Genomic DNA, 23,138 nt, shown 5'->3' on the forward strand with positions numbered 1-23,138 from the left:
ATTTATATGCTAAGATCCACAAAAGTACACACAATTAGGACGATAACAACACATAGCAACATGCCGATTTCCGCCCGGCGGTTTATTTGTATGGCGCGCTGCATATCCATCGTTGTCAGTTCCCTTTCCCGTTCGCCAATATAGGGCTTGTCTACCCGTTGGCCGAAATAGCTGTTTGGCCCTCCGAAACGGCAGCCCAGAATCCCGGCCAGGGCGGCTTCCGGATAGCCGGAGTTCGGGCTGGCGTGATGTCGTCCCTGTCTGCGTACAAAAGCGAACAAGGAAAGATTGCCGCTGGCAATAACCATCAAAGCGGCCGTCAGACGTGCCGGAATATAATTGGCTATATCATCTATTCTCGCGGCCCAGCAGCCGAACTCTTTATAGCGTTCATTCTTATAGCCGATCATCGAGTCGAGGGTATTCACCATCTTGTAAGCAAACATACCAGGTGCGCCAAGCACCAGGAACCAAAATATTGGAGCAATCACGCCGTCATTTAGGTTTTCCGCCAAGGTTTCAAGAGCAGCCGTACGCACCTGTTGAGGCGAAAGCTCGAAGGTGTCACGCCCAACAATACGGGCAACCTGCCTTCTCCCCTCTTCCACCGAGCGGTCTGTTGCCACAAATACCTGACGAACCTCTTTAATCAATGTTTTTCCGGCCAGACAATAGAAAACAACTATCGCGGAAAGGACAACCGCCAAACTCGGATGAATCGCAGTGAATCCCGCTAACAGGGCATACATCAACAGAAAACTCAAAACAATCAGGGAGATACTAAAGAAAGCCCCTTTCGCTTTTCGCCTCTTTCCTTTATTGATTGTTTTTTCTCCCCAGGCAATTACCTTACCGAAACCTACTACCGGATGTGGCATCATAGGTGGATCTCCGAACAACCGGTCAGCTATCCACCCCGTCAACAGCGGAATCAATCGGTATAAACAGATCAGATCCATTGCCTTATAGCTTTTACTAACAGATTGTTTTCCTCTTTTAACTGAGCTGCTATCCGAAAACAAAAGGGATCCAATCCTCTGAAGTTGGCGGCATCCCGGATCAGTATACCATGCGATTCAATCAGGTACTCCTTCAATGCGGCAGCCTTTCTATCCTTCAAACGGCAGAGAAAGAAATGGGTGTCGGTAGGATAGATCGTCAGTCCTTCGATATCTTGCAACGCTTGTTGCAAACGTTTAGCCTCTTCCAGGCAGACAGACTCAGGCTGCATCTCTTCGTTTTCCAATAGGAATTTCCCGGCTTCTACCGCCAATACATTCACCGACCAAGGCATCCGGCAAAGGTTTATGTTGGCAATCAGATCCCGATGCGCGGTCAGATAGCCCAGACGCAAACCGGGAATGGCATACTGCTTGGTCATGGAATGAAGAAGGATCAGATTCCGATAGCTTGTTGCCTTCGGCACATCCCAGACCCTTTCCCTCGTGAAATGCCCGTATGACTGATCGAACACAAAACAGGTTTGCGGGTTTCGTTCTACCATATCTTTCAACAGATCGATATTATAGACCTTTCCCGTTGGGTTATTTGGGTTACATATCCATACTAAATCCATGGAAGAGAGATTTATCTCTTCCGGTTGCTCGTAGAAAGAGAGCGTATGTCGGTGTATCCGACAGGCATCTTCATACTCGCTAAAAGTAGGGATCAGTATGGCTGTTTTGCTGCCTTCGAACGCTTTTGCGATCAGGTAGATCGCTTCAGTCGCGCCATTGGTTACACAACAACAGGCCTCTTCTATCCCCAGCTTCCCGGCCAGCATTGCCCGAAGCGACTCCGCCTCCGGCTCCGGATAGGAATGAATCAGATGCAGATGGGCAGCAAGGTAAGCACACAGAGCCGGCATATCCTGCGCGCCGCGTATATTGGAGCTAAAGTTCGCAACAATCTTCCCGGCGTAGTTATGGATATCATCTCCGTGTCCCTGTATCATGGTTGCTCATTCATTATGCGGTAAACCAATTCCATATCCACATGCTGGCGCACATGGTCAGCCAGTTTATTGTATTGCTCCTCTTTAAAGGCTTTTATATCAAAGGGCGCACCTTGGAGTTTGTCGGCGTATGGCGCCAATAGGTAGTCGATCGCCGCTTGATTGTCAAAGATACCATGCATATAGGTGCCGAAACATGTTGTATGAAGGAAATAGCCTTCTCCCTTGCCATTATCCAGACGGTTTAGCGGAGAGGTCGGTTGCCCTTCGATTGGTAGGGTCGTTCCCATGTGGATCTCATAGCCTTCGCATACCTCTTCTTTGTCGAGTAGGTGGAACCTCATCTGCCGGGTGGTCTTTTCAGTTTCTATCCGTGTGACAACAGGCAGAAGTCCAAGCCCCGGCATCCGCTCGATCCCTCCTTCGATATGTTCCGGATCATACACCTCCTGCCCCATGATCTGGTAGCCACCGCAAATACCAACAACGGTCGCGCCCCGCTTACTGGCCTGTATAATGCTTTGTGCCGCTCCATTACGGCGCAATTCATAGAGATCGCCAAGCGTGTTTTTGCTTCCCGGCAGCAGGATGATATCCGCCTTCTCCAACTCCTCCCTGTTGTTTGTATAGTAGAGATGAACACGCGGATCACGTTCCAATACATTGAAATCGGTGAAGTTCGACATATGGCGCAATAATACGACCGCAATGTTTATCTTATTGTGGGATGCCTGCAGATTCTTTGTCTGCAACATCACGGAGTCCTCCTCCTCGATATAGATATCTTTATAATAGGGCACTACTCCAATCACAGGGATGCCGCAGAGTTCTTCGAGCATCTTTATGCCCGCTTCGAACAACCGGATATCGCCCCGAAACTTATTAATCAGAATTCCTTTCAGGTGTTTACGCTCCTCCGGTGTCAACAGCATGACTGAGCCATAGACCGAAGCAAACACCCCTCCGCGGTCGATATCCGCTACTAAGATCACATTCGCTCCGGCATAGATCGCCATCGGCATATTCACCAGATCCACCTCCCGGAGGTTGATCTCTGAAATACTGCCAGCCCCTTCCATGACCACCGGATTGTAATGCGCCTGTAGGCGGTCGAACGCCCGATGTACCTCGTTGCGCAGCTCCTCCCGCCCTTCCCGGCTGAAATAGGTATAGGCATCCTGGTTGCCGGAGGGTTTCCCATTCAACACCACCTGGCAGACCTTATCGCTGGAGGGTTTCAATAATAACGGATTCATATCCGCCAGACAGGGTACGCCAGCCGCCTCGGCCTGCACAGCCTGTGCGCGGCCTATCTCCAGCCCTTCGTGCGTTACATAGGAGTTGAGCGACATGTTCTGCGCCTTGAAAGGAGCCGGTCGGTAACCATCTTGCAGGAAAATGCGGCAGAAAGCGGCATTAATCACGCTCTTTCCCACATCACTGCCCGTTCCGGCAAACATAAGGGGAGTCAGTTTCTTCTGTTCAGACATATTTATTCGTTCTAAAAGAAGTTGCGAATTTACCTCTTTTTTAGAACAAACACGTCCTGTTTGCTGCGTAGTATTTCTTATTTACTGATCAGTTTCTTATTCACAACCGTATCAAACAGTTCTTCCCTGCGATGTTTGGAGAGAGGAAGTTCTTTTCCGTTCACGAATACTCGACCACCACTAATCAGTTCGATATGAGCCACATTGACCAAAAAAGATTTGTGAATACGAAAGAAAGCATCACGTGGCAACATCTCTTCGATCGACGACATGGTCTGGTGGATTACATAATGTTTTTCCTTAAATTGAAGCTTCAGGTAATTCTGCATCCCTTCCACATACAAGATCTCTTCCCAGGCGATTTTCACAAAAGAATCTCCCTGGCGGATATACACATCAGAAGGAATCTCTTCCGCATTATGATGAATAGACAGGCGCGAAGTATATAGTTCAAGTGCCTTTTGCGCCGCCTGAAAAAAGCGTTGGAAGCTGATCGGTTTCAGTAAGTAATCGACCACATTCAAGCGGAAACCATCCAGGGCATATTCGGAATAGGCCGTTGTAAATATAGTAATAGGAGGATTCTCCAGTGATTCCAGAAACTCCAACCCGGTCAGGTCAGGCATATTGATATCCAGAAACATCAGATCAGCCTCTTCCTGTCGAAGGAAATCGGAAGCTTCGATGGCGGAGGAACAGGAGCCGACCACCTCCAGAAAGTTCACTTTGCCAATCAGCCCAATGACCCCTTCGATGGCAAACGATTCGTCGTCGACGACCAGACAACGCAAGACAGGGGATTTAATGGATGCTTCCATAAATATTATGTATATAACTTAAGGACAGACAGATAAGTATTATCAGTCTCTTTGATTGACAAATGGTATCTTCGCCCGTAATGTATCTCCAGGCGCGCTTTTATATTCTCTAATCCGATACCGGATGTTTTCTTCTTTACCGATTTGTTCGACTTGGAGTTTTCCACTTCCAAGGCAATAAAATGCCCCTTTTGGACGAAATGAATATGAATATACCCTTTGTTGGACTCCGAACGCGACACATGCTTGAAGGCATTTTCTATAAAGGGAATGAATAACAAAGGAGGAATATCCATATTGGTATCCTCGATCTGCCAGGTACAACAAACATCGAGCTTGTCTTCCCAACGAAACTTCTCCACATCGATAAAGTCTTTGAGGTATTGCACCTCCTGCCCCAGTTTAACCGTTTCGCTTTTCCCGCTATACAACTGATAGCGTAAGGTATCCGAATATTTCAACAACAAAGCGGATGCCAGTTCCGTATCTTTCTGTATCAACACATAGAGGTAATTGAGTACATTGAACATGGAATGAGGATTGACCTGCGCATGCAACACCTTTAATTGAGCCTCCAGGTTGGATTGCTGCAAGAGCGAATACTCATAATACAACAGGATAACACAAAAAATAAGGTTCGAAGCGACGACGGAAGGAAAGATATCACGCATACCCCCCATAAACGGAAGGGTTTCATCCAGGTAATAGGTCGACTGAAAGAGACCAATTTGCTCCAACGAGCAAAACATTTTATCCATAAAATGCAAACCGACTGCCATACAGCCGCTCATCAGGAAGAACTTCACCACCAGCGGAAGCGTCTTTCTATTCTGGATTGTCTTTCGAAAGAGTGTTTTACTAAAACAGAGAGAGATAACGATGTAGATAGCGGCAAAAGCAATAAAACTAAACATTCGCTCCGAAAAGGGCATTTCTTTATCGCGCGAGAACCAAACCAGCAAGCTGATTCCCAGCCAATAAGAGATAATGATCACATTTCGTTTTCTTCCTTCCTTGTTCATACCATGCAAATGTAAAGATTTATTGACAGAATCAATAAAAAGAAAAGGAGAGTATGTTTGTCTTTTTCATCAGCGCTCTATCAAACCATCAAACATACTCTCCATAGGGAACTACTACTACATCTTAATTATTGATAACCTAAATCTATTTATAGTACAGGTCTTGATTGTCACTCACACATATATACCCTCTTAATATTTTGTCATATTTTGTTTCAATTGTCATTAGTCTATCTATTTGTTGTTTCTGATGCAAATATGCAGGATCGGAAAAAACCCGCCAAATTTGTTTGACGAATGGACGATAGGCTTTGATTAATGGGTGAAAACAGCATATTTGTACCGAGAATTCTATCGTCGATGGGCATCGACAGTACTGTCGATGCGCATGGACAGTACTGTCGAAGGGCATGAACAGTACTGTCGATGCCCATCGACGATAGAATTCTCCCTGTTTTGAGCAAAATGTAAGTATCGCTTTAGCAAGTAAAAACGAAGCGTAAAGCAAAAGATATTATAGATTTGTGTAATTTTGCACAAATGGAAATACAGGAACTACTCAGTTTATATAGTGCTCACCCTCAGTTATCCGCCCTTCATGCCCTGTTGCAGAAAAATGATACGCGCAATATCTTTTTAAAGGGGCTTCATGGTTCGGCTGCCACGATGGCTTTTGCCTCCCTTTTCAGCCAGGGCAATCATTGCTTTGTCTGCATCTTGAACGATATGGAAGAGGCAGGTTATTTCTACCATGACCTGATGCAACTGACATCGGGCGAAGAGATCTATTTCTTCCCCTCGGCCTACCGCCGATCTATTAAATACGGACATATCGATGCGGCCAACGAGATATTGCGTACCGAGGTATTGAGTATGCTGCAAAACCCGGCCGATTCCTTTGTGATTGTCACCTATCCCGATGCGTTGGCAGAAAGAGTCATTGGGCGGGAGGTATTGAAAGAGAATACGCTGAAGATACATGTAGCGGAAAAGCTGGATAATATTTTTGTATCCGATGTGTTGGAGAGTTATGGCTTTGAGCAGGTCGATTATGTGTATGAACCGGGGCAATATGCCTTACGTGGTAGTATTCTCGACGTATTCTCCTATTCGCATGAGTATCCCTACCGCATCGACTTTTTTGGCGACGAGGTAGAGACGATCCGTACCTTTGATGTCGAAACCCAGCTCTCCAAAGAGAAACTGAACAGCATCTATATCGTCCCTAAAATAAGCACCAGCAGTGATGCGAAAGCCTCGCTACTGCAATCGCTCCCGGCAAACGCGCTTTTGGCGGTCAGAGACCTGGCCTGGTGTAAAGAGAAGGTAAAGGGTATCTGGATGGAAGAGCCGATGCAGGCCGACGAAGATTCCTTTTCGAGCCAGGAGAGTATGCGTCGCAAGCTGATCGCAGACGATGAATTTCTGCGTTCTGTTGTCGAATTCAGGCGGTTGCATTTTGGCGCCCGCCCGATGGGGGTAGCCGAAGCCACCATCGCCTTCGCAACCCAGCAGCAGCCTATTTACCATAAGAACTTCGATCTGGTCAGCAAATCGTTCCACTCCTACCTTGAACAGGGATATACGCTCTATCTCCTGAGTGATGTGGAGAAGCAGGCGAAACGCATACAGGCTATTTTTGAAGACCGGGGAGAGGATATCCCGTTCACTTTCGTCAACCGCACTATTCATGAAGGGTTTGCGGATGACACGTTGCGCATCTGTTTGTTTACCGACCATCAATTGTTTGACCGTTTCCATAAGTTCAGCCTGAAAAGCGATAAGGCGCGAAGCGGAAAGATCACCCTCTCACTCAAGGAATTGAACCAGTTTACCACCGGCGACTACATCGTGCATATCGACCATGGTGTAGGGCAGTTCGGCGGATTGGTGCGTATGGAGGTGAATGGGAATATTCAGGAGGTCATCAAACTGATCTATCAGAACAACGATGCGATATTTGTCAGTATCCACTCTCTGCATAAGCTCTCGAAATACAAAGGCAAAGAGAGCGGCGAATCGCCCAAACTGAACAAGCTGGGCACCGGTGCCTGGGAGAAGATGAAAGAGCGGACCAAGTCGAAAATGAAAGACATTGCCCGCGACTTGATTATCCTCTATTCCAAACGAAAACAGCAGAAAGGATTCTCCTACAGCCCGGACAGCTTTATGCAAAACGAATTGGAAGCCAGCTTTATCTATGAAGATACCCCCGATCAGACCCGCGCTACCAACGATGTGAAGATGGATATGGAGGCCGAACGGCCGATGGATCGGTTGATTTGTGGCGATGTGGGTTTTGGAAAAACGGAGGTGGCTATCCGCGCGGCAGCCAAGGCGGTGGCCGACAACAAACAGGTGGCGGTACTGGTGCCTACGACGGTGTTAGCGTTTCAGCACTTCCAAACATTCACCGAACGCTTGAAAGATTTCCCTTGCCGGATAGACTATATCAGCCGTGCGCGATCGGCTGCACAGATAAAAGAGACCCTTAAGGAGGTGAAAGAGGGCGGGGTCAATATATTAATAGGCACCCACCGTATCGTAAGCAAAGATGTGCAGTTCAAAGATCTGGGCTTGTTGATTATCGACGAGGAGCAGAAATTCGGCGTTTCCGTGAAAGAGAAACTGCGGCAGATGAAAAGCAATGTTGACACGCTGACGATGACTGCTACACCAATCCCGCGTACGCTGCAGTTTTCCCTGATGGGCGCACGCGATCTGAGCAATATATCTACGCCCCCTCCCAACCGCTATCCGGTTCAGACCGAGGTGGAACGCTTTAATCCCGATATTATCCGCGAAGCCATCAATTTTGAGATGAGCCGCAACGGACAGGTATTTTTCATCAATAACCGCATACAAAACATACACGAGATCGAAGCATTGGTTCGACGCGAAGTGCCCGACGCCCGCATTGCGGTTGGCCACGGACAGATGGATCCCAAGACATTAGAGAAGATCCTGCTCGACTTTGTCAACTATGAATACGATGTATTGATTGCCACCAGTATTGTGGAAAGCGGCATCGACGTGCCCAATGCGAATACGATCATTATCAATAACGCGCATCAGTTCGGGCTTTCCGACCTGCATCAGTTGCGGGGACGCGTAGGGCGAAGCAACCGTAAGGCCTTCTGTTACCTGCTCTCCCCTCCTCTCTCCTCACTGACCCAGGAGGCACGACGCCGATTGCAGGCTATTGAGAACTTTGCAGAGCTGGGCAGTGGCATCCATATAGCGATGCAAGACCTCGATATTCGTGGCGCCGGCAACCTGCTGGGAGCAGAACAAAGCGGATTTATTGCCGATTTAGGCTACGAAACCTATCAAAAAATATTAGAAGAGGCTGTTAATGAGTTGAAAACAGAAGAATTTTCCGATCTTTACAGCGAAACATCCGGACAAGTGCGCAACAGCGGGCAAAATTATGTGCGGGAGACATTTATTGAAAGCGATCTGGAACTCATGTTCCCACCCTATTATATCCCCAACGATTCGGAGCGAATCTCGCTCTATCGCGAACTGGATAATATGGAGCAGGAACGGGATATTCTGGCATTTACCGAGCGATTGAAAGACCGTTTCGGAAAAATACCGAAAGAGGGGAAAGAGTTGATCCGCATTGTGCGCCTGCGTCGTATGGCAAAATGCCTGGGTATGGAAAAGATAGTATTAAAGAAAGAGCAAATGGCTATCTTCTTGGTTTCTAATATGGATAGCCCATATTACCAAAGTGATGCTTTCGATAAATTGATCGCTTATATTCAGAAATATCCCCGGATGTGCAACCTGCGGGAAGTAAACGGAAAGCGAAGTATTACGATCAAGCAGGTAGACACCGTGGAGAAGGCATGCGCGATACTGGAAGAGATGGAACAGATGCCGGTTGTCATTCGGTAAGAGATTAGGAGAAATTATTCAATCAAATAAGTGCTATTATCATGAAAAAAACATTAGTTGACCTGTTTGAGGGTTCGGTAGCTCAATATCCGGACAACACATTCCTTTTAGAGAAAACGAAAGACAAGTTTGAACCGACCACTTACACGCAGGTGAAAGAACAGGTATATGACCTGGGAGCCGGCCTGATCGCCTTGGGAGTGAAGAAAGGCGATAATATGGCCTTATTGAGTGAAGGGCGTAATGCCTGGATTATCGGCGAGTTATCGATGTTTTATGCAGGAGCCACCAATGTTCCCCTCTCCATCAAACTGGAAGAGGCAAACGATCTTCTCTTCCGTCTTATCCACGCGGAGGTGAAATATATCATGGTTTCAGGCACTCAACTGAAAAAAATACGAGCCATCATCGACCAACTACCTCTGATCAAAAAGATCATTGTATTCGATGAACAGGACATATACGAAGAGAAAGAGATCACCCTGCGCGAGGTGAGCGAGATGGGCAAGAAATGGTTGAAAGAACATCCGCTGGAAGAGTTTCTTTCAATCGGTAAATCGCTTCAGAATGACGACCTTGCGACGATTACCTACACCTCCGGTACAACGGCAGATCCCAAAGGTGTGATCCTGACTCATCGCAACTATACGGCTAATGTCGAGCAGTCGTTGACCTGCATGGACATCGACAGCAGCTGGCGTACCTTGATTATTCTTCCGCTCGACCACTGCTTTGCTCATGTAGTTGGCTTCTATATCTTTATGTCGAAAGGCGCCAGCGTAGCAACGGTGCAAAACGGCAAGACCGGCATGGAGACATTAAAGAATATCCCTATCAATATCAAAGAGGTGAAACCTTACCTGATCCTGAGTGTTCCCGCCCTGGCTAAAAACTTTAAAAAGAACATCGAACAGGGCATTCGTGCGCAAGGTAAATTGGTAACCAGCCTGTTTGAATCCGGACTCAAAACCGCTATCAACTATTATGGCGACAGCGATGATGAGCATGGACGCGGCTGGCGCTTCATACTGAAACCGCTGGTTGCTCTTTACGACAGGGTTATCTTCCGGAAGGTGCGTGAGAATTTCGGAGGGGAGATGCGTTTCTTTGTTGGAGGAGGCGCCCTGTTAGACAAAGACCTGCAGAAGTTCTATTACGCGATCGGTATCCCGATGTACCAGGGCTATGGCTTGAGTGAGGCTACGCCGGTAATCTCCACCAACGGACCGCGGCGTTACCGTTTCGGTAGTAGCGGGGTGTTGGTTCAACCGTTGGAAATGAAGATATGCGATATGGATGGCAAAGAGTTGCCATTAGGCGAGAAAGGCGAAATGGTGGTCAAGGGTGAAAACGTAATGGCCGGCTACTGGAAAAACCCGGAATCGACCGCGGAGACGATCAAAAACGGATGGTTGTACACAGGCGATATGGGCTATATGGGGAAAGATGGCTTGCTCTATGTTTTAGGGCGCTTCAAGAGTCTTTTGATTGGCAGCGACGGAGAGAAATACAGCCCCGAAGGGATCGAGGAGGCGCTGGTAGAACACTCTTCGGCTATCGATCAAATCGTACTACATAACAACCAGAGTCCTTATACGGTTGCTTTACTTGTTCCAAATAAAGAGTTTATAAAGAGAGAGTTATCGAATCAGAACTTGTCATTGGACACTCCAGAAGGAAAGGCTGCTGCCATCGCGATCATACAGAAACAGATAGACCGTTTCCGTAAAGGAGGCGACCTGTCGTATATGTTCCCTGAGCGTTGGTTGCCTACCAGCTTCGCCGTGCTTCCGGAGCCCTTTACAGAACAAAACGGCCTGGTGAACAGTTCGCTAAAAATCGTTCGTGGAAAGGTAGAGAAACTGTATGCGGACCGCTTAGAGCATCTCTATACGCCGGACGGTAAGAACCCGCAGAACGAAAAGAACCTGGCCTCTTTATAGTCATAGAATAAAGAATCCGATTCGTCAAAACAGTGACAACTTTAGCCTAAACAGCATCTTATAGGTGGCTGTATCAGGTAAATAATGTACCTTTGCGGGCGTAATTGATACGGTGAAAAAGGAGGCATGAAGAATAGGTTCCATATACGTGGATTGATCATTTTAGTATTACTGGCGGTAAGTGGCACCGTCCTATTTGCGCAATCCGTGACCAAAGCTGCCGGAACCGTGAAAGATGCCATCACCAAAGAGCCCGTTTCGTTTGCTTCCGTCTTGTTTGAAGGCACAACTACCGGTATCATGACCGACGATAACGGAGCATTCAGCCTGCAAACCACCGGTGGTCAAACCACTTTGGTGATCAGTTCATTAGGCTATCAGACCCAAAAGCTTGCCCTGCCCCAGGGAAGAAATAGCGAAGCACTGAATATACTCCTCCATCCTACTTCGTATGAAATAGAAGAGGTAACCATTCGTCCGACACGGGAAAAGTATTCGCGTCGGGATAATCCGGCCGTCGAACTCATCCGTAAAGTGATCGAAAACAAAGATAAAAACCGGATCGAATCCAAAGACACCTATAAGGTGGAGATATATGAGAAGCTTGCCTTAGCGTTGGATGATTTTGATCCAAACATGGAAAAGAATGCTTTGTTGAAAAAGTTCAGTTTCATAAAGAACTACGTCGATACCTCCGTGATTACCGGAAAGCCTATTCTCACCTTATCGGTTCGCGAAAATATATCTGATCAATACTATCGGAAAAGCCCCCGTTCGGAGAAAATGATCACCAAAGGGCAGCGCATAGAAGGGGTAGACCAGACCATAGAAGACGGAGGTACCCTGACGGCCAACCTGCAGGAGATGATCAAAGGCATAAATATCTTTGATAATAATATAGAGATATTGCTCAATCGCTTTGTTAGCCCCCTCTCCTCCACCCTTGCTGTATCCTATTATCAGTATTACATTATGGATACGCTCGATATCCGGGGTGACCGCTGTGTCGACCTGGCTTTCGTGCCTGTCAATAGCGAGAGCTATGGCTTCACGGGAAGGCTGTATATCACATTGGATGGGAATTATTCTGTCAAAAGATGCCAATTGAATGTACCCCGCCATATCAACCTGAACTGGGTAGACTTTCTGCAAATCGAACAAGACTTCGAGCCGGCACCCGACAGTACCTGGGTCTTGGCGGAAGAGAATACCTATATCAACTTCTACGCGATCAAAGGAGCACAGCAACTCTATGCTCATAACTACCGACACTTCGATAAATATGATTTTGCCCCGGCCGATGCCGATTCGGTCTTTGGCTTGCTGGGATCAACCCATATCCTGCCCCAAGCGCCTCTCCGCCCCGATACCTTCTGGGTAAACAACCGACATACGCCTTTACGCGAGAAGGAAGATGCCTTGAAACAGCTATTGGAAGAGCTTTATGCTATTCCGGTATTCAATGTATTAGTGAAAACGATTGAAGTATTGGTCAGCGGATATATACCCACCAAACCGGACAAGAAAGAGAGTCCGTTCGACTTTGGCCCGATGAATACCACCTTTAGCTCCAACCGCCTGGAAGGATTCCGTGTCCGCCTGGGAGGTATGACGACAGCCAATCTGCATCCACGTTGGTTTGCCAGTGGATATGTAGCCTACGGGATGGACGACAGAAGATTGAAATACAACCTCAGACTGACACATAGCTTTAACAATAAGACATACCACGAACTGGAGAGCACCGTCAACAACCTATCGTTCATACAGGAGTACGATGTCTACACCCCGGGGCAGGACTTCCTGTTCACCAGCAAAGACAATATGTTTTTAGCCTGGAAAGTGGGTGAACCCATTACCAAAATGGAATATACCCGCCTCTCTATGCTTCAATACGAAAAAGAATGGCTGAACGGGTTTACACTGAAAACCTGGATACAAAACAAGAACAGGGAAGCCGCCGGAACGCTGCGTTACAATGAATATGCGGCAAACGGCCTATTGCGGAATATCCACGACATTACCACCTCGGAAATAGGCATGCAACTGCGTTTTGCCCCGGGCGAAAAGGCCTACAACAGTCGCTCGGGAAAAGAATCGGCCTTCAAATTGGCACAGGACGCTCCTATCCTACGACTATCCCACCAGATAGGGTTTAAAGATTTCTTAGGAGGCGACTATAACTATCACCACACGGAACTGAGTGCCGAAAAGCGTATCTGGCTCTCTTCCTTCGGACATATCGATGCGAAGGTAAAAGCCGGGAAGATCTGGAACAAGGTGCCTTTCCCGCTATTGATCATGCCCAACACCAACCAGTCGGTCACCATACAGCCCGAAGCATTCAATATGATGAACGCTTTGGAATTCGTAACCGATCAGTATGCGGCCTTTTACATTACCTACTACCTGAAAGGATGGATATTCAACCGGATCCCGGTTATCAAATGGCTGAAGCTACGTGAGGTTCTCTCTTTCAACGGTATATACGGAGGCTTAACCGATAAAAACAATCCATTGATTAACCCCACCGGATTGTTCCAGTTGCCCGACGGAACACGCCCTTTAGGGTCAACGCCTTACCTGGAAGCCAGCGTCGGTATAGAAAACATATTCAAGCTGTTGCGCGTTGATTACTACAGAAGGCTCACCTACCTGAATGAGCCGAATATCCACAAAGGAGGTTTCAGAATAGCGCTTCGATTCACTTTCTAGTTGCATCATGGAGAAAATAGACAAACATATCCGGCATACACCCAATCCGTGGGCACTGATCCCACTGGGCGTATTCCTGATTACCTACCTTGTTGTATCGATTATAGCCGGTGATTTCTATAAGATGCCGATCACCGTAGCCTTTGTGATTGCTTCGGTCGTGGCGATCGTCCTGTCGAAAGGCGGGAAATTCACCAACCGGGTGGAGCAGTTCTGCCGGGGAGCTGCCAATAGCAACATCATGTTGATGGTGCTTATCTTTATCTTAGCCGGAGCCTTTGCGCAAACGGCCAAATCGATGGGCGCTATCGATGCCACCGTTAATCTCACCATGGCTCTGTTGCCCTCCAATCTATTGGCAGTCGGTATCTTCATCGCTGCCTGTTTTATCTCCCTCTCGGTTGGCACCTCCGTCGGTACCATTGTTGCCTTGGCACCGGTGGCCGTAGGTATTGCCGCCAAGGCCGGTATGCCCGAAGCATTTATGCTGGGAGTAGTCGTGAGCGGCGCTATGTTTGGCGATAATCTCTCGTTTATCTCCGACACCACCATCGTGGCCACCCGCACGCAAGGCTGCGAGATGAGCGACAAATTCAAAGTGAATATACGCATCGCCCTGCCGATTGCCCTCGTTGCCGGATTACTCTATCTATTGAAAGGATGGGGCATGGAAAGCAATTACGTGCCGGAAACCATTGAATGGGTGAAGGTGATTCCGTATCTGATAGTCCTGGTTGTCGCTGTTTGCGGGGTGAATGTGATTGTGGTTCTCTTTATCGGCATCCTGTTTTCCGGCCTTATCGGACTCTTGACCGGCGGATTGGATTTTTGGGGATGGACCGGAGCAATGGGTGAAGGCATCAATAGTATGGGGGAATTGATTATCGTCACCCTTTTGGCCGGAGGTATGCTGGAGATGATACGTTATAACGGCGGTATCGATTGGCTCATGCAAAAGCTCACCCAGCGCATCCACTCGACCAAAAGCGCCGAAATAAGCATTGCCGCGTTGGTGAGTTTTGCCAATATCTGCACGGCGAATAATACGATAGCCCTGATCATGTCCGGCCCGTTAGCCAAAGACATTGCCGACCGCTTTCATGTCGATCCGCGCAGAAGCGCCAGTCTGTTGGATATGTTTTCCTGCTTTATTCAGGGTATCTTGCCATACGGAGCCCAACTACTAATGGCTGCCGGGCTTAGCCAGGTCTCCCCTATCGAGATTATGCAATACCTCTATTATCCGTATCTATTGGGTATAGGCGGGATGTTAGCTATTCTATTTCAATACCCCCGCAAGTATACCCTGTCATAAGACGTTAATAATCTCCCGTTGCCGGTCGAAATAGATCTTCCGCTGTCTCTCTCCACTGACGGAGATCAACGTGGAAGAACGAAACATGGAGTTTGTTCGTTGTTTAACAAGCTCAAACGACTCGATATCTAAGGAGGTAAAATGGTTAAACACAAATGCTTTTATCAAGCTAATATGGTATTCGTTTAGCTTTACCGTACACATATTCACATTGAAATTGATGCTGGCAATATAGAAATGTAGGTTGCTCCCCGTCTCTTTATCAACCCCCAAGGTTGCCGCTTGCTCCAGATTGAAAATCAACCTCTCCAAATCCTTCTTCAATAAGCGCACCTCCTCTTCATTGAGTAGGTCGATATTTTTGAAATAGATAATATCATTTATCCAATACTGGAAAATCAACGGGTCAAAAATGTAATAAGCGTTTTTGATCCTTCTGGTTAAACGGCTACATTCATTGGACAACTCGCCCATTCTTTCATTGAAAAAAACCTCGTCAAACTTCTTGATTGCATTGGTCTGACCGGATTCATAGATATTCTTCAATAATTGTAACCGTTCCAAATAGTGACATCCTTGTAAGAGCTGCAAGGGAAATATGGAAGTACAATCGACCAACTCCGAAGTGGGGTCATCCAAAGCATCCACCAAAATATCATTATACTCCTGCATCATAGCATAATCGATCTCCTGCGGATCAAAATAATTGATCATTTTCAGTTGAAACGGACGACTTTTCGATGAGAGTGTATTACTGATGATCGCGTCTAAAGAGATATCAAAGGCTTTGGCAATAAGGGCTATTTCAGCAAACGAAAAAGGGACTTCACCGCGGATCCTCCGGTATACAGCCTCCTTTTCGATATTCAGCAAATCAACCAATAAATTTACTAATACAGTCCTATTGGGAATTTTCTCTTTTATGACTTGCAATATGTTTTCCTGAATCAACAGCTTCTCCATCTCTTTGGGTTATATACGTGGTTAGCAATACGCAAGGCCAAGCGCAAAGATGGATGTCTTTGTTGCCCATACCAAGACTTTTCTACCTTACGCAAAGATAGTAATTTTTCATATGCAAAAAAGACATTTTCAGAAAGGGTTGAGAATCTTTGTAACCTGTTGTTTTAGCATCTGTATAAACAGTGAATCCCTTTTCCGAAGGCTCAACCGGAACGGTTGGTAATCTTTGTAGGCCGTTGCTTCAGCATCGGTATAAAATAATGGATTCCCCCTTTGGGGCGTGCCGAAGGTATGCCATCTCTTTTATGGCATCGCTTCGAACAAATACTTCTCCTCGTATGCCACTTTCGTTTTGTTTAAAATATCTATATACTCTTCTCTAAAGGTTCTTTTACGATGATGCTCTCTCTGATTCAATATATACCGGCACACCTGATCTATTTGTGAATGTGAATAGCTAAATGCACCATATCCACTTTGCCATTGGAAATGTTTGTTTTTGTCAAACCGTTCGTGAATAAATTTGGATGATGAGCTTTTTATCTCCCGGACTAAATCACTGATCTGCGTCTTTGGACGCAACCCTATCAATAGATGTGCATGATCAGGATTACAATAAATAGCTAATACTTTGCAGTTATGATTGGAGACTATTCCACATATATATTTTTCTACTTCATCTTTCCACCCTCCTCTCAGTAGTGAAGAGTGATTTGCTTTAACTGCGAAAACAAGTTGAATATACAGTTGAGAGTATGTGTCAGCCATAGTTAATAGGTTTTTAGTTTCACCAAATATAGTGTTTTTTATGATATAGTGAAACAAGATGGCATACCTTCGGCACGCCCCAAAGGGGAATTCATTCTTTTATACCGATGCTGAAGCAACGGCCTACAAAGATTACCAACCATCCGGTTGTGCCTTTCCTTTCTGTCATTTTGGCATAAGGGGAATCCTTTCGTGAGATAGAAAAAGAGGATTTGAAAGAAAAGTCGAAATAGCATTTTGATATTTCGGCGGGAGAATTTCGCTGAAAAGCAAGGAGTATTTTGAAAAAGTCCCGGGAGAAACACTTTTTAACAAACTCGATTGTAAGTATAACTACCCCATTTCTTTACAAAAATGCCATCCGTTGCTTACATTTGGTTTTAACGATTTTTGTCCTTTTTAATACAAAAACAGGCCTGCCGTAATGTCAGAAAGTGTAAATTCGGTTGTTTAATTCTTTATTTGCGCCTATCTTTGCCTATCATTTCATAAAAATAAAAACAGATTAAAATAAAAGAATTATGACAAACTGGTTCGAGTGCAAAGTGGCCTATGATAAGTTGATGGAGAACGGAATGCAGAAAAGAGTAACAGAACCGTACCTGGTTGATGCCCTTTCATTTACAGAAGCGGAAGCACGTATTATCGAAGAGATTCGCCCATTTATTACCGGCGAATTTGTGATCTCCGACATCAAACGCGCCCGCCTGTCGGAACTCTTTTTCAACGAAGCCGGCGATCGTTTCTATCGTGTGAAGGTGCAGTTTATCACCCTCGACGAAAAGAGCGGAGCAGAAAAGAAAACGTCGGCCAATATGCTGGCGCAGGCATCTACCCTGAAAGAGGCCATCACGGTATTGGAAGAGGGAATGAAAAATACCATGGCTGATTATGTGATTGCCTCCGTTTCTGAAACGCAGATTATGGATGTATTCCAGTTCAGCGCCGCCCATATTCCTTCTGCGCCTAAATCCGACGAAGAATTACTGGCCGAAGAGAAAGCGTGAGCTAAGGCTCTATCTCCTGTTTTATTCACAAAGGTTTGATAAGTTATGTGTATTGCCCAGAAAGTTCAAGCTCTTACTTCATCACTACCTGATAGGGTGACCCTGGTTGCCGTGTCGAAATTCCATCCCGTGGAATCCATCAGGGAGGCATACGATGCGGGGCAGCGTGTCTTTGGGGAAAGCCGTGTTCAGGAACTGAAAGCCAAGCAGCCGGCATTGCCTGATGATATCGAGTGGCACTTCATCGGTACGCTTCAGCGCAATAAAGTGAAGGACATTGCTCCCTTTATTCATACGATCCATAGCTTAGATTCCATTAAACTACTGGAAGAGGTGCATAAACAGGCTGCCAAACACGAGCGCGTCATCCGCCTTCTTCTGGAAATACATGTCGCCCAGGAAGAGACAAAACAGGGTCTGACACCGGAAGAATGTATGGAGTTGTTGGCGCATTGGAAGCAGGGGGAATATCCTTTTATCCGCATCACCGGCATCATGGGCATGGCAACCGATACGGAAGATGAAACATTGATCCGGAAAGAATTCCGAACCTTACATCAGGTATTCTGCGATATCAAGCAACAATTCTTCAAGGATGACGACTCCTTTCAGGAGATCTCGATGGGCATGAGCCACGATTATCCGATTGCCGTAGAAGAAGGAAGCACCCTGATTCGCGTCGGAACCTTTATTTTCGGGCAACGTAAATATTAACTATATTTCCGACAACAAAATTAATAGCTATCTTTGTTTTACTAATATAAACAAGAAACAGTATGACTGACATGAAAACACAATACGCAGGCCTCGCCTTGCGCAACCCGATCATAGTAGGCAGTTCGGGATTGACAATCAAAGCGGAACGCAACAAAGAGTTTGAAAAGGCGGGTGCTGCTGCCATTGTCTTAAAGTCTCTTTTCGAAGAGCAGATAGAGATGCATGGCAATTCGCTGCTGCAGGAAACCGATTATCCGGAGGCGATGGATTATATCCACCAATATGTGAAAGCCAATCAGGTAAACAAATACCTGGATATGATCAAAGCAACCAAAGATACCTGCTCGATTCCTATCATTGCCAGCATCAACTGCTACAAAGCAGATGCCTGGATCGAGTTTGCCCAACAGATTGAATTGGCTGGTGCGGACGCGTTGGAATTGAACATATTCTATATGGAAACGTCGCTCAATTATGACTTTGAAGCGACAAGGGATATGTATATCAATATTATCCGCAAGGTAAAAGAGACGGTTCGCATTCCGGTTATGGTCAAGTTAGGGAAGTATTTCAGCAATATCCCTTCTGCGATAAACACTTTGAAAGTAAATGGTGCGGACGGAGTGGTGCTCTTCAATCGCTTCTATCAGCCCGATATCGACATCAACACACAGCAGATTGTGTCAGGCAATGTGTTCAGTAACCATTCCGACCTGAGCGATACCATCCGCTGGACAGCCATTGTTTCCGGACTTATCCCGGGCATTAGCATTGCCTCCTCTACCGGTATTCAGGAATGGGAAGATGTGATCAAATGTATTTTGGCAGGTGCTGATGCCGTTCAGATATGCAGTGCGCTCTATACGCATGGGCCGGAGATCATCACACAAATACTCCGTAGCATGGAAGAGTGGATGCAATATGCCAATTATGAGTCTGTATCGCAATTCACCGGACTGCTTAATTATGCCAATATAAAGAACCCGGCTATGTATGAACGTTCGCAGTTTATGAAATACTTCTCGAACAGGGATTGATAAATTGATCGTATGATCGCCTCTATAAAAGAAGGATCGCGCTATTTCTATAAATAGAATAGCGCGATCCTTCTTTTATATACCCTTGTTTCTTATTGCAGAGGCAGGGCGTCGATGTCTACCTCCGGGCGTTTTCCTTTCGCCGTACGACTGAAAAGAGTGCCGAGTTCCGTATATTCATTGAAGAAACCGCCGTTGCGTAAGAAGAAGGCGTCACCTTCTACCCCACCGGCAAAGTCCATGCGCACACCGGCACGCGCCGTAGCATCGTTCGTAAATCTCCCTTCTATCAATTCCACCCAGTCGCCTTTCGCTGTACGAACCCACTGATTATTGAAGAATACTTTGCGTCCCAGATAGCCTTGTTGCGGCAGAAAGTTTTCCAGAAAGGAATGGGCACGCTTATACCAGGTGTTTGTTTGCGGACGTGAGAATCCGGCAATCAAGCGCCAGCGGCTCTCTTCAGCGGCATAAAACCAGGCATAATACTCCGTGTTTCCTTTGCCGTCCGGGCGTACCCGTGTGATAACCGGATAATGAACACCCGCTTTCCAGGGATAGATCAGGTAGCTCTGCCCACCGGATCCTTCGTTTCCAAACTCACCGATATGTACGCCTTCGCCTTTTGCCAACAGTTTGATGCGCTGTTCTTCCGGTATATCCTGCGGATTATCGGTCTCAAACGGACTCCATACAGAGAAAAGAACACGGCGTTCGGTCTCGCGGTTCACCTGAATGCCGCAATAGCCTTCGCCAAAACCATTGGTCATAAAATAGCTTCCGATCTTATCTTCGCCTTCAGGCACATAGACCTCGTTGTAGAAATACTCTACATCGGCCTCCGGCAAGGCATAACCCATATGCACCGAAGGGCCACGCAAGCCCCAGTAAGGTTCGAAATCGCGTACGAAATGTAAGGGTTCGGCTGCTGCCGGCCCATCAATCAACAGGGCTTTCACGAATGGATACTGCTCACCCTCTTTACGGATCCCCTGCATATCAACACGCAGATAGCCCGGTTCGTTCACCTCCACCGTACCAATCGGCAACACAGGAGATTCCCCGTTTTCCACTTTAAGCGTAAAGACTTTGTCGAACAGACGCACCTGCAACGTGGCAGGTGTCACATCCTCCGGGAGTTCCATAAATAATCGTAATTCGCCGGTATGGCTCAGTTTGAACCAGGTCGAGAGAACGGCCTCCGATCCCGACCATTCCTGAATCCCCTGCGGGGATACTTTGGCACTTTTATGTCCGTCGGTTACATAGGTATTTCCGACAACATCAATTTTCATAGCTTCAGGGGTTGGGCTTATGTTACCAGCCTGACAACCCGTTAGCAATACAAGTACTGCTAAACCAAGAGTTTTTTTCATCATTATTTATCTTATTTAATTAAGTCAAAACCGGTATAAGGAACCAAGGCTTTGGGTATACGGATTCCTTCCGGTGTTTGATTGTTTTCAAGCAGGGCGGCAACGATACGCGGCAGAGCCAACGCACTACCGTTTAACGTATGACAAAGCTCAATCTTTTTATCCGCATTGCGATAGCGACACTTCAGACGGTTGGCCTGATAGCTTTCAAAGTTAGACACAGAGCTTACCTCCAGCCAACGCTGTTGTGCCACAGAATAGACCTCGAAGTCAAAGGTTAACGCCGAAGTAAAGCTCATATCCCCTCCGCAAAGGCGCAGGATCCGCCAGGGAAGTTCCAGTTTGGTCACCAAGGACTCTACATAAGCGACCATTTCCTGCAATGATTCATAGGAATGTTCTGGTTTGTCAATGCGTACAATCTCCACCTTATCGAATTGATGCAAGCGGTTCAACCCACGCACATCCTTGCCGTAAGAGCCCGCCTCGCGACGGAAACAGGCCGAATAGGCGGTATTCATCACCGGTAGGTCGGTTTCGTTCAAGATCACATCGCGGTAAATATTGGTAACCGGTATCTCTGCCGTTGGGATCAGGTAAAGATCATCAACGGTTGCATGGTACATCTGTCCCTCTTTATCAGGTAAATTTCCCGTACCATAAGCAGAATCGGCATTTACCACATAGGGTGGTTGCACCTCCAGATAGCCTGCTTCACGTGCATTATCTAAGAAGAAATTGATGAGCGCACGCTGCAAACGACTGCCCATTCCTTTATAGACAGGGAATCCGGCACCGGCAATCTTCACGCCCAGTTCGAAGTCAATCAGATCATATTTCTTGGCTAATTCCCAATGAGGTAACGCATCTTCGCCCAACACCGGAATGACTCCGCCCGTCTTTTCAATCACATTGTCTTCGGCTACCTTTCCTTCAGGCACCGAATCATGAGGCATATTCGGGATCTGCACCAACAGATCGTGCATCTCCTTTTCCGCATTCGCTTTTGTTTCTTCCAGAACCTTATTGGCCTCTTTCATCGTGCCCACCTGAGCGCGTGCTGTTTCAGCCTCTTCTTTTTTACCCTCTTTCATTAAGGCGCCGATCGATTTCGAGATGCGATTCAATTCTGCCAGATTACTATCCAGTTCTGTCTGGCTTTTTTTGCGCAACTCATTGAGTGCAATCACTTGGTCTACGATTTCTTTGGCATCGAAATGCTTACGGGAAAGGCGGCGAATCACTTCGTCGGTATTTTCTGTAATAACTTTAAGCGTCAGCATATAGTCTTTTTTGATTGATTATTTCGGGGAACAAAGATAGTTATTATTTCATTATTTTACCCTTCCTCCGGTAATGAATGTACGCACATAATAAGGCTCACTCAGGGCGCTGACCATAACGCCACGGGAGGTGCTGGCATGAATAAAACGGCCATTTTTCAGGTAGATGCCTACATGGTTGGGTGTTTTCTTCCGGCTGCCGTCTGTCCGAAAGAAGACCAGGTCACCCTCCTGCAAACGATCGCGCCCCACCTTCCGACAATCGTGTTTCAACATATCCGCCGATGATCGCGACAATTGTTTGCCATAAATCTCCCGGTATATATTCGTCACCAAACCGGAACAGTCGACCCCTTTCTTGGTCAATCCACCCGAACGGTATGGCACGCCCAGCCACTTCGATCCTTCGTTGTACAGAAAAATATTATCATTCGGAGTCAGGCGCACCCCGTATAAGCGTGACAACTCCTCCGGCCCCTTAAAATCAGCCGGCAACACCACCTTTTGTTGTTTCGTTCCGCAAGAGAAGAATGAAAAAACAAAAAAGAGAAAAAGCAATAACTGCTTCAATCTTTTCACATATATCATCCTACAAACATAGGAAAAGTTTAACGAAAACACATGCCCTTACCCAAAGGCGTAAAGCAAATGTTTCTCTAAGAAGTATTTTTCTCCAGCCATCATTCTATCGTCGATGGGCATCGACAGTACTGTCGAAGCGCATGGACAGTTCTGTCGATGGGCATGGACAGTACTGTCCATGCCCATCGACGATAGAATTCTCCCTATAACAGGTGGGGTGTGCGTGGGGGGGTTGTGGAAAAAGT

The 23,138-nt window shown here is 46.6% G+C and carries 17 protein-coding genes; 7 read left to right on the forward strand and 10 right to left on the reverse strand.

Features of this window, described 5'->3' with window-relative positions; genetic code table 11:
• Positions 1-2: 2 nt before the first annotated feature.
• The 5 genes from cbiB to M2137_RS12065 form a co-directional block, all read right to left on the reverse strand.
• On the reverse strand, positions 3-959 hold the full coding sequence (gene cbiB, locus M2137_RS12045) for an adenosylcobinamide-phosphate synthase CbiB (protein WP_280766695.1): 957 nt from the start codon (positions 957-959) through the stop codon (positions 3-5).
• Positions 950-1,954, reverse strand: a complete 1,005-nt coding sequence (locus M2137_RS12050) for a pyridoxal phosphate-dependent class II aminotransferase (RefSeq protein ID WP_280766696.1) — start codon at positions 1,952-1,954, stop codon at positions 950-952. The genes cbiB and M2137_RS12050 overlap by 10 nt, the downstream gene beginning before the upstream one ends.
• Positions 1,951-3,444, reverse strand: coding sequence for a cobyric acid synthase (locus M2137_RS12055; RefSeq protein WP_280766697.1), 1,494 nt, complete (start codon positions 3,442-3,444; stop codon positions 1,951-1,953). Before M2137_RS12055 ends, M2137_RS12050 begins: the two co-directional genes overlap by 4 nt.
• A 77-nt stretch (positions 3,445-3,521) precedes the next feature.
• Positions 3,522-4,262 (reverse strand): LytTR family DNA-binding domain-containing protein, encoded by a 741-nt coding sequence (locus M2137_RS12060; RefSeq protein WP_280766698.1) that lies wholly within the window; start codon positions 4,260-4,262, stop codon positions 3,522-3,524.
• Positions 4,263-4,267: 5 nt separating this feature from the next.
• Positions 4,268-5,284 (reverse strand): histidine kinase, encoded by a 1,017-nt coding sequence (locus M2137_RS12065; protein ID WP_280766699.1) that lies wholly within the window; start codon positions 5,282-5,284, stop codon positions 4,268-4,270.
• A 540-nt stretch (positions 5,285-5,824) separates the two neighbouring features.
• Between M2137_RS12065 and mfd the strand changes: the two genes are divergently transcribed.
• The 4 genes from mfd to M2137_RS12085 all read left to right on the forward strand — a co-directional run bounded on the left by mfd (position 5,825) and on the right by M2137_RS12085 (position 15,160).
• Positions 5,825-9,187 (forward strand): transcription-repair coupling factor, encoded by a 3,363-nt coding sequence (mfd, locus tag M2137_RS12070; protein WP_280766700.1) that lies wholly within the window; start codon positions 5,825-5,827, stop codon positions 9,185-9,187.
• 41 nt (positions 9,188-9,228) lie between these two features.
• Entirely contained in the window at positions 9,229-11,130 is a 1,902-nt protein-coding gene (locus M2137_RS12075) for an AMP-binding protein (protein WP_280766701.1), read from the forward strand.
• Between the two features lie 126 nt (positions 11,131-11,256).
• Positions 11,257-13,845, forward strand: coding sequence for a DUF5686 and carboxypeptidase-like regulatory domain-containing protein (locus M2137_RS12080; protein WP_280766702.1), 2,589 nt, complete (start codon positions 11,257-11,259; stop codon positions 13,843-13,845).
• A 7-nt stretch (positions 13,846-13,852) separates the two neighbouring features.
• Complete coding sequence (locus M2137_RS12085; RefSeq protein WP_280766703.1) at positions 13,853-15,160, forward strand: Na+/H+ antiporter NhaC family protein; 1,308 nt, start codon at positions 13,853-13,855, stop codon at positions 15,158-15,160.
• On the opposite strand, the gene M2137_RS12090 is transcribed toward M2137_RS12085, so the two are convergent.
• Positions 15,155-16,123, reverse strand: coding sequence for a helix-turn-helix domain-containing protein (locus M2137_RS12090; protein ID WP_280766704.1), 969 nt, complete (start codon positions 16,121-16,123; stop codon positions 15,155-15,157). The two genes, M2137_RS12085 and M2137_RS12090, sit on opposite strands and share 6 nt — an antisense overlap.
• Before the next feature lie 303 nt (positions 16,124-16,426).
• Complete coding sequence (gene tnpA / locus M2137_RS12095) at positions 16,427-16,891, reverse strand: IS200/IS605 family transposase (protein WP_280766705.1); 465 nt, start codon at positions 16,889-16,891, stop codon at positions 16,427-16,429.
• A 521-nt stretch (positions 16,892-17,412) separates the two neighbouring features.
• Between tnpA and M2137_RS12100 the strand changes: the two genes are divergently transcribed.
• The 3 genes from M2137_RS12100 (at position 17,413) to M2137_RS12110 (ending at position 19,652) form a co-directional block, all read left to right on the forward strand.
• Positions 17,413-17,898: a DUF4494 domain-containing protein gene (locus M2137_RS12100; protein ID WP_280766706.1), complete on the forward strand. Its 486-nt coding sequence runs from the start codon at positions 17,413-17,415 to the stop codon at positions 17,896-17,898.
• Between the two features lie 45 nt (positions 17,899-17,943).
• Positions 17,944-18,612, forward strand: a complete 669-nt coding sequence (locus tag M2137_RS12105; RefSeq protein ID WP_280766707.1) for a YggS family pyridoxal phosphate-dependent enzyme — start codon at positions 17,944-17,946, stop codon at positions 18,610-18,612.
• Between the two features lie 62 nt (positions 18,613-18,674).
• On the forward strand, positions 18,675-19,652 hold the full coding sequence (locus M2137_RS12110) for a dihydroorotate dehydrogenase-like protein (RefSeq protein ID WP_280766708.1): 978 nt from the start codon (positions 18,675-18,677) through the stop codon (positions 19,650-19,652).
• 92 nt (positions 19,653-19,744) lie between these two features.
• On the opposite strand, the gene M2137_RS12115 is transcribed toward M2137_RS12110, so the two are convergent.
• The 3 genes from M2137_RS12115 to M2137_RS12125 form a co-directional block, all read right to left on the reverse strand.
• Positions 19,745-20,947: a DUF3472 domain-containing protein gene (locus M2137_RS12115; protein WP_280766709.1), complete on the reverse strand. Its 1,203-nt coding sequence runs from the start codon at positions 20,945-20,947 to the stop codon at positions 19,745-19,747.
• 92 nt (positions 20,948-21,039) lie between these two features.
• Positions 21,040-22,311, reverse strand: a complete 1,272-nt coding sequence (serS, locus tag M2137_RS12120; RefSeq protein WP_280766710.1) for a serine--tRNA ligase — start codon at positions 22,309-22,311, stop codon at positions 21,040-21,042.
• A gap of 51 nt (positions 22,312-22,362) precedes the next feature.
• Positions 22,363-22,899: an NlpC/P60 family protein gene (locus M2137_RS12125; protein WP_280766711.1), complete on the reverse strand. Its 537-nt coding sequence runs from the start codon at positions 22,897-22,899 to the stop codon at positions 22,363-22,365.
• Positions 22,900-23,138: the final 239 nt, after the last annotated feature.

Source organism: Parabacteroides sp. PFB2-10, assembly GCF_029893085.1.
Classification (GTDB): Bacteria; Bacteroidota; Bacteroidia; order Bacteroidales; family Tannerellaceae; genus QVMG01.

What these genes read in the sequence shown, in the direction of transcription:
- M2137_RS12090 (WP_280766704.1), bottom strand. Translation starts at nt 16,123, where the DNA reads ATGGAGAAGCTGTTGATTCAGGAAAACATATTGCAAGTCATAAAAGAG.
- cbiB (WP_280766695.1), bottom strand. Translation starts at nt 959, where the DNA reads ATGGATCTGATCTGTTTATACCGATTGATTCCGCTGTTGACGGGGTGG.
- M2137_RS12080 (WP_280766702.1), top strand. Translation starts at nt 11,257, where the DNA reads ATGAAGAATAGGTTCCATATACGTGGATTGATCATTTTAGTATTACTG.
- M2137_RS12060 (WP_280766698.1), bottom strand. Translation starts at nt 4,262, where the DNA reads ATGGAAGCATCCATTAAATCCCCTGTCTTGCGTTGTCTGGTCGTCGAC.
- M2137_RS12105 (WP_280766707.1), top strand. Translation starts at nt 17,944, where the DNA reads ATGTGTATTGCCCAGAAAGTTCAAGCTCTTACTTCATCACTACCTGAT.
- mfd (WP_280766700.1), top strand. Translation starts at nt 5,825, where the DNA reads ATGGAAATACAGGAACTACTCAGTTTATATAGTGCTCACCCTCAGTTA.
- M2137_RS12050 (WP_280766696.1), bottom strand. Translation starts at nt 1,954, where the DNA reads ATGATACAGGGACACGGAGATGATATCCATAACTACGCCGGGAAGATT.
- M2137_RS12125 (WP_280766711.1), bottom strand. Translation starts at nt 22,899, where the DNA reads ATGATATATGTGAAAAGATTGAAGCAGTTATTGCTTTTTCTCTTTTTT.
- M2137_RS12065 (WP_280766699.1), bottom strand. Translation starts at nt 5,284, where the DNA reads ATGAACAAGGAAGGAAGAAAACGAAATGTGATCATTATCTCTTATTGG.
- M2137_RS12115 (WP_280766709.1), bottom strand. Translation starts at nt 20,947, where the DNA reads ATGAAAATTGATGTTGTCGGAAATACCTATGTAACCGACGGACATAAA.
- M2137_RS12075 (WP_280766701.1), top strand. Translation starts at nt 9,229, where the DNA reads ATGAAAAAAACATTAGTTGACCTGTTTGAGGGTTCGGTAGCTCAATAT.
- M2137_RS12100 (WP_280766706.1), top strand. Translation starts at nt 17,413, where the DNA reads ATGACAAACTGGTTCGAGTGCAAAGTGGCCTATGATAAGTTGATGGAG.
- M2137_RS12110 (WP_280766708.1), top strand. Translation starts at nt 18,675, where the DNA reads ATGACTGACATGAAAACACAATACGCAGGCCTCGCCTTGCGCAACCCG.
- M2137_RS12055 (WP_280766697.1), bottom strand. Translation starts at nt 3,444, where the DNA reads ATGTCTGAACAGAAGAAACTGACTCCCCTTATGTTTGCCGGAACGGGC.
- serS (WP_280766710.1), bottom strand. Translation starts at nt 22,311, where the DNA reads ATGCTGACGCTTAAAGTTATTACAGAAAATACCGACGAAGTGATTCGC.
- tnpA (WP_280766705.1), bottom strand. Translation starts at nt 16,891, where the DNA reads ATGGCTGACACATACTCTCAACTGTATATTCAACTTGTTTTCGCAGTT.
- M2137_RS12085 (WP_280766703.1), top strand. Translation starts at nt 13,853, where the DNA reads ATGGAGAAAATAGACAAACATATCCGGCATACACCCAATCCGTGGGCA.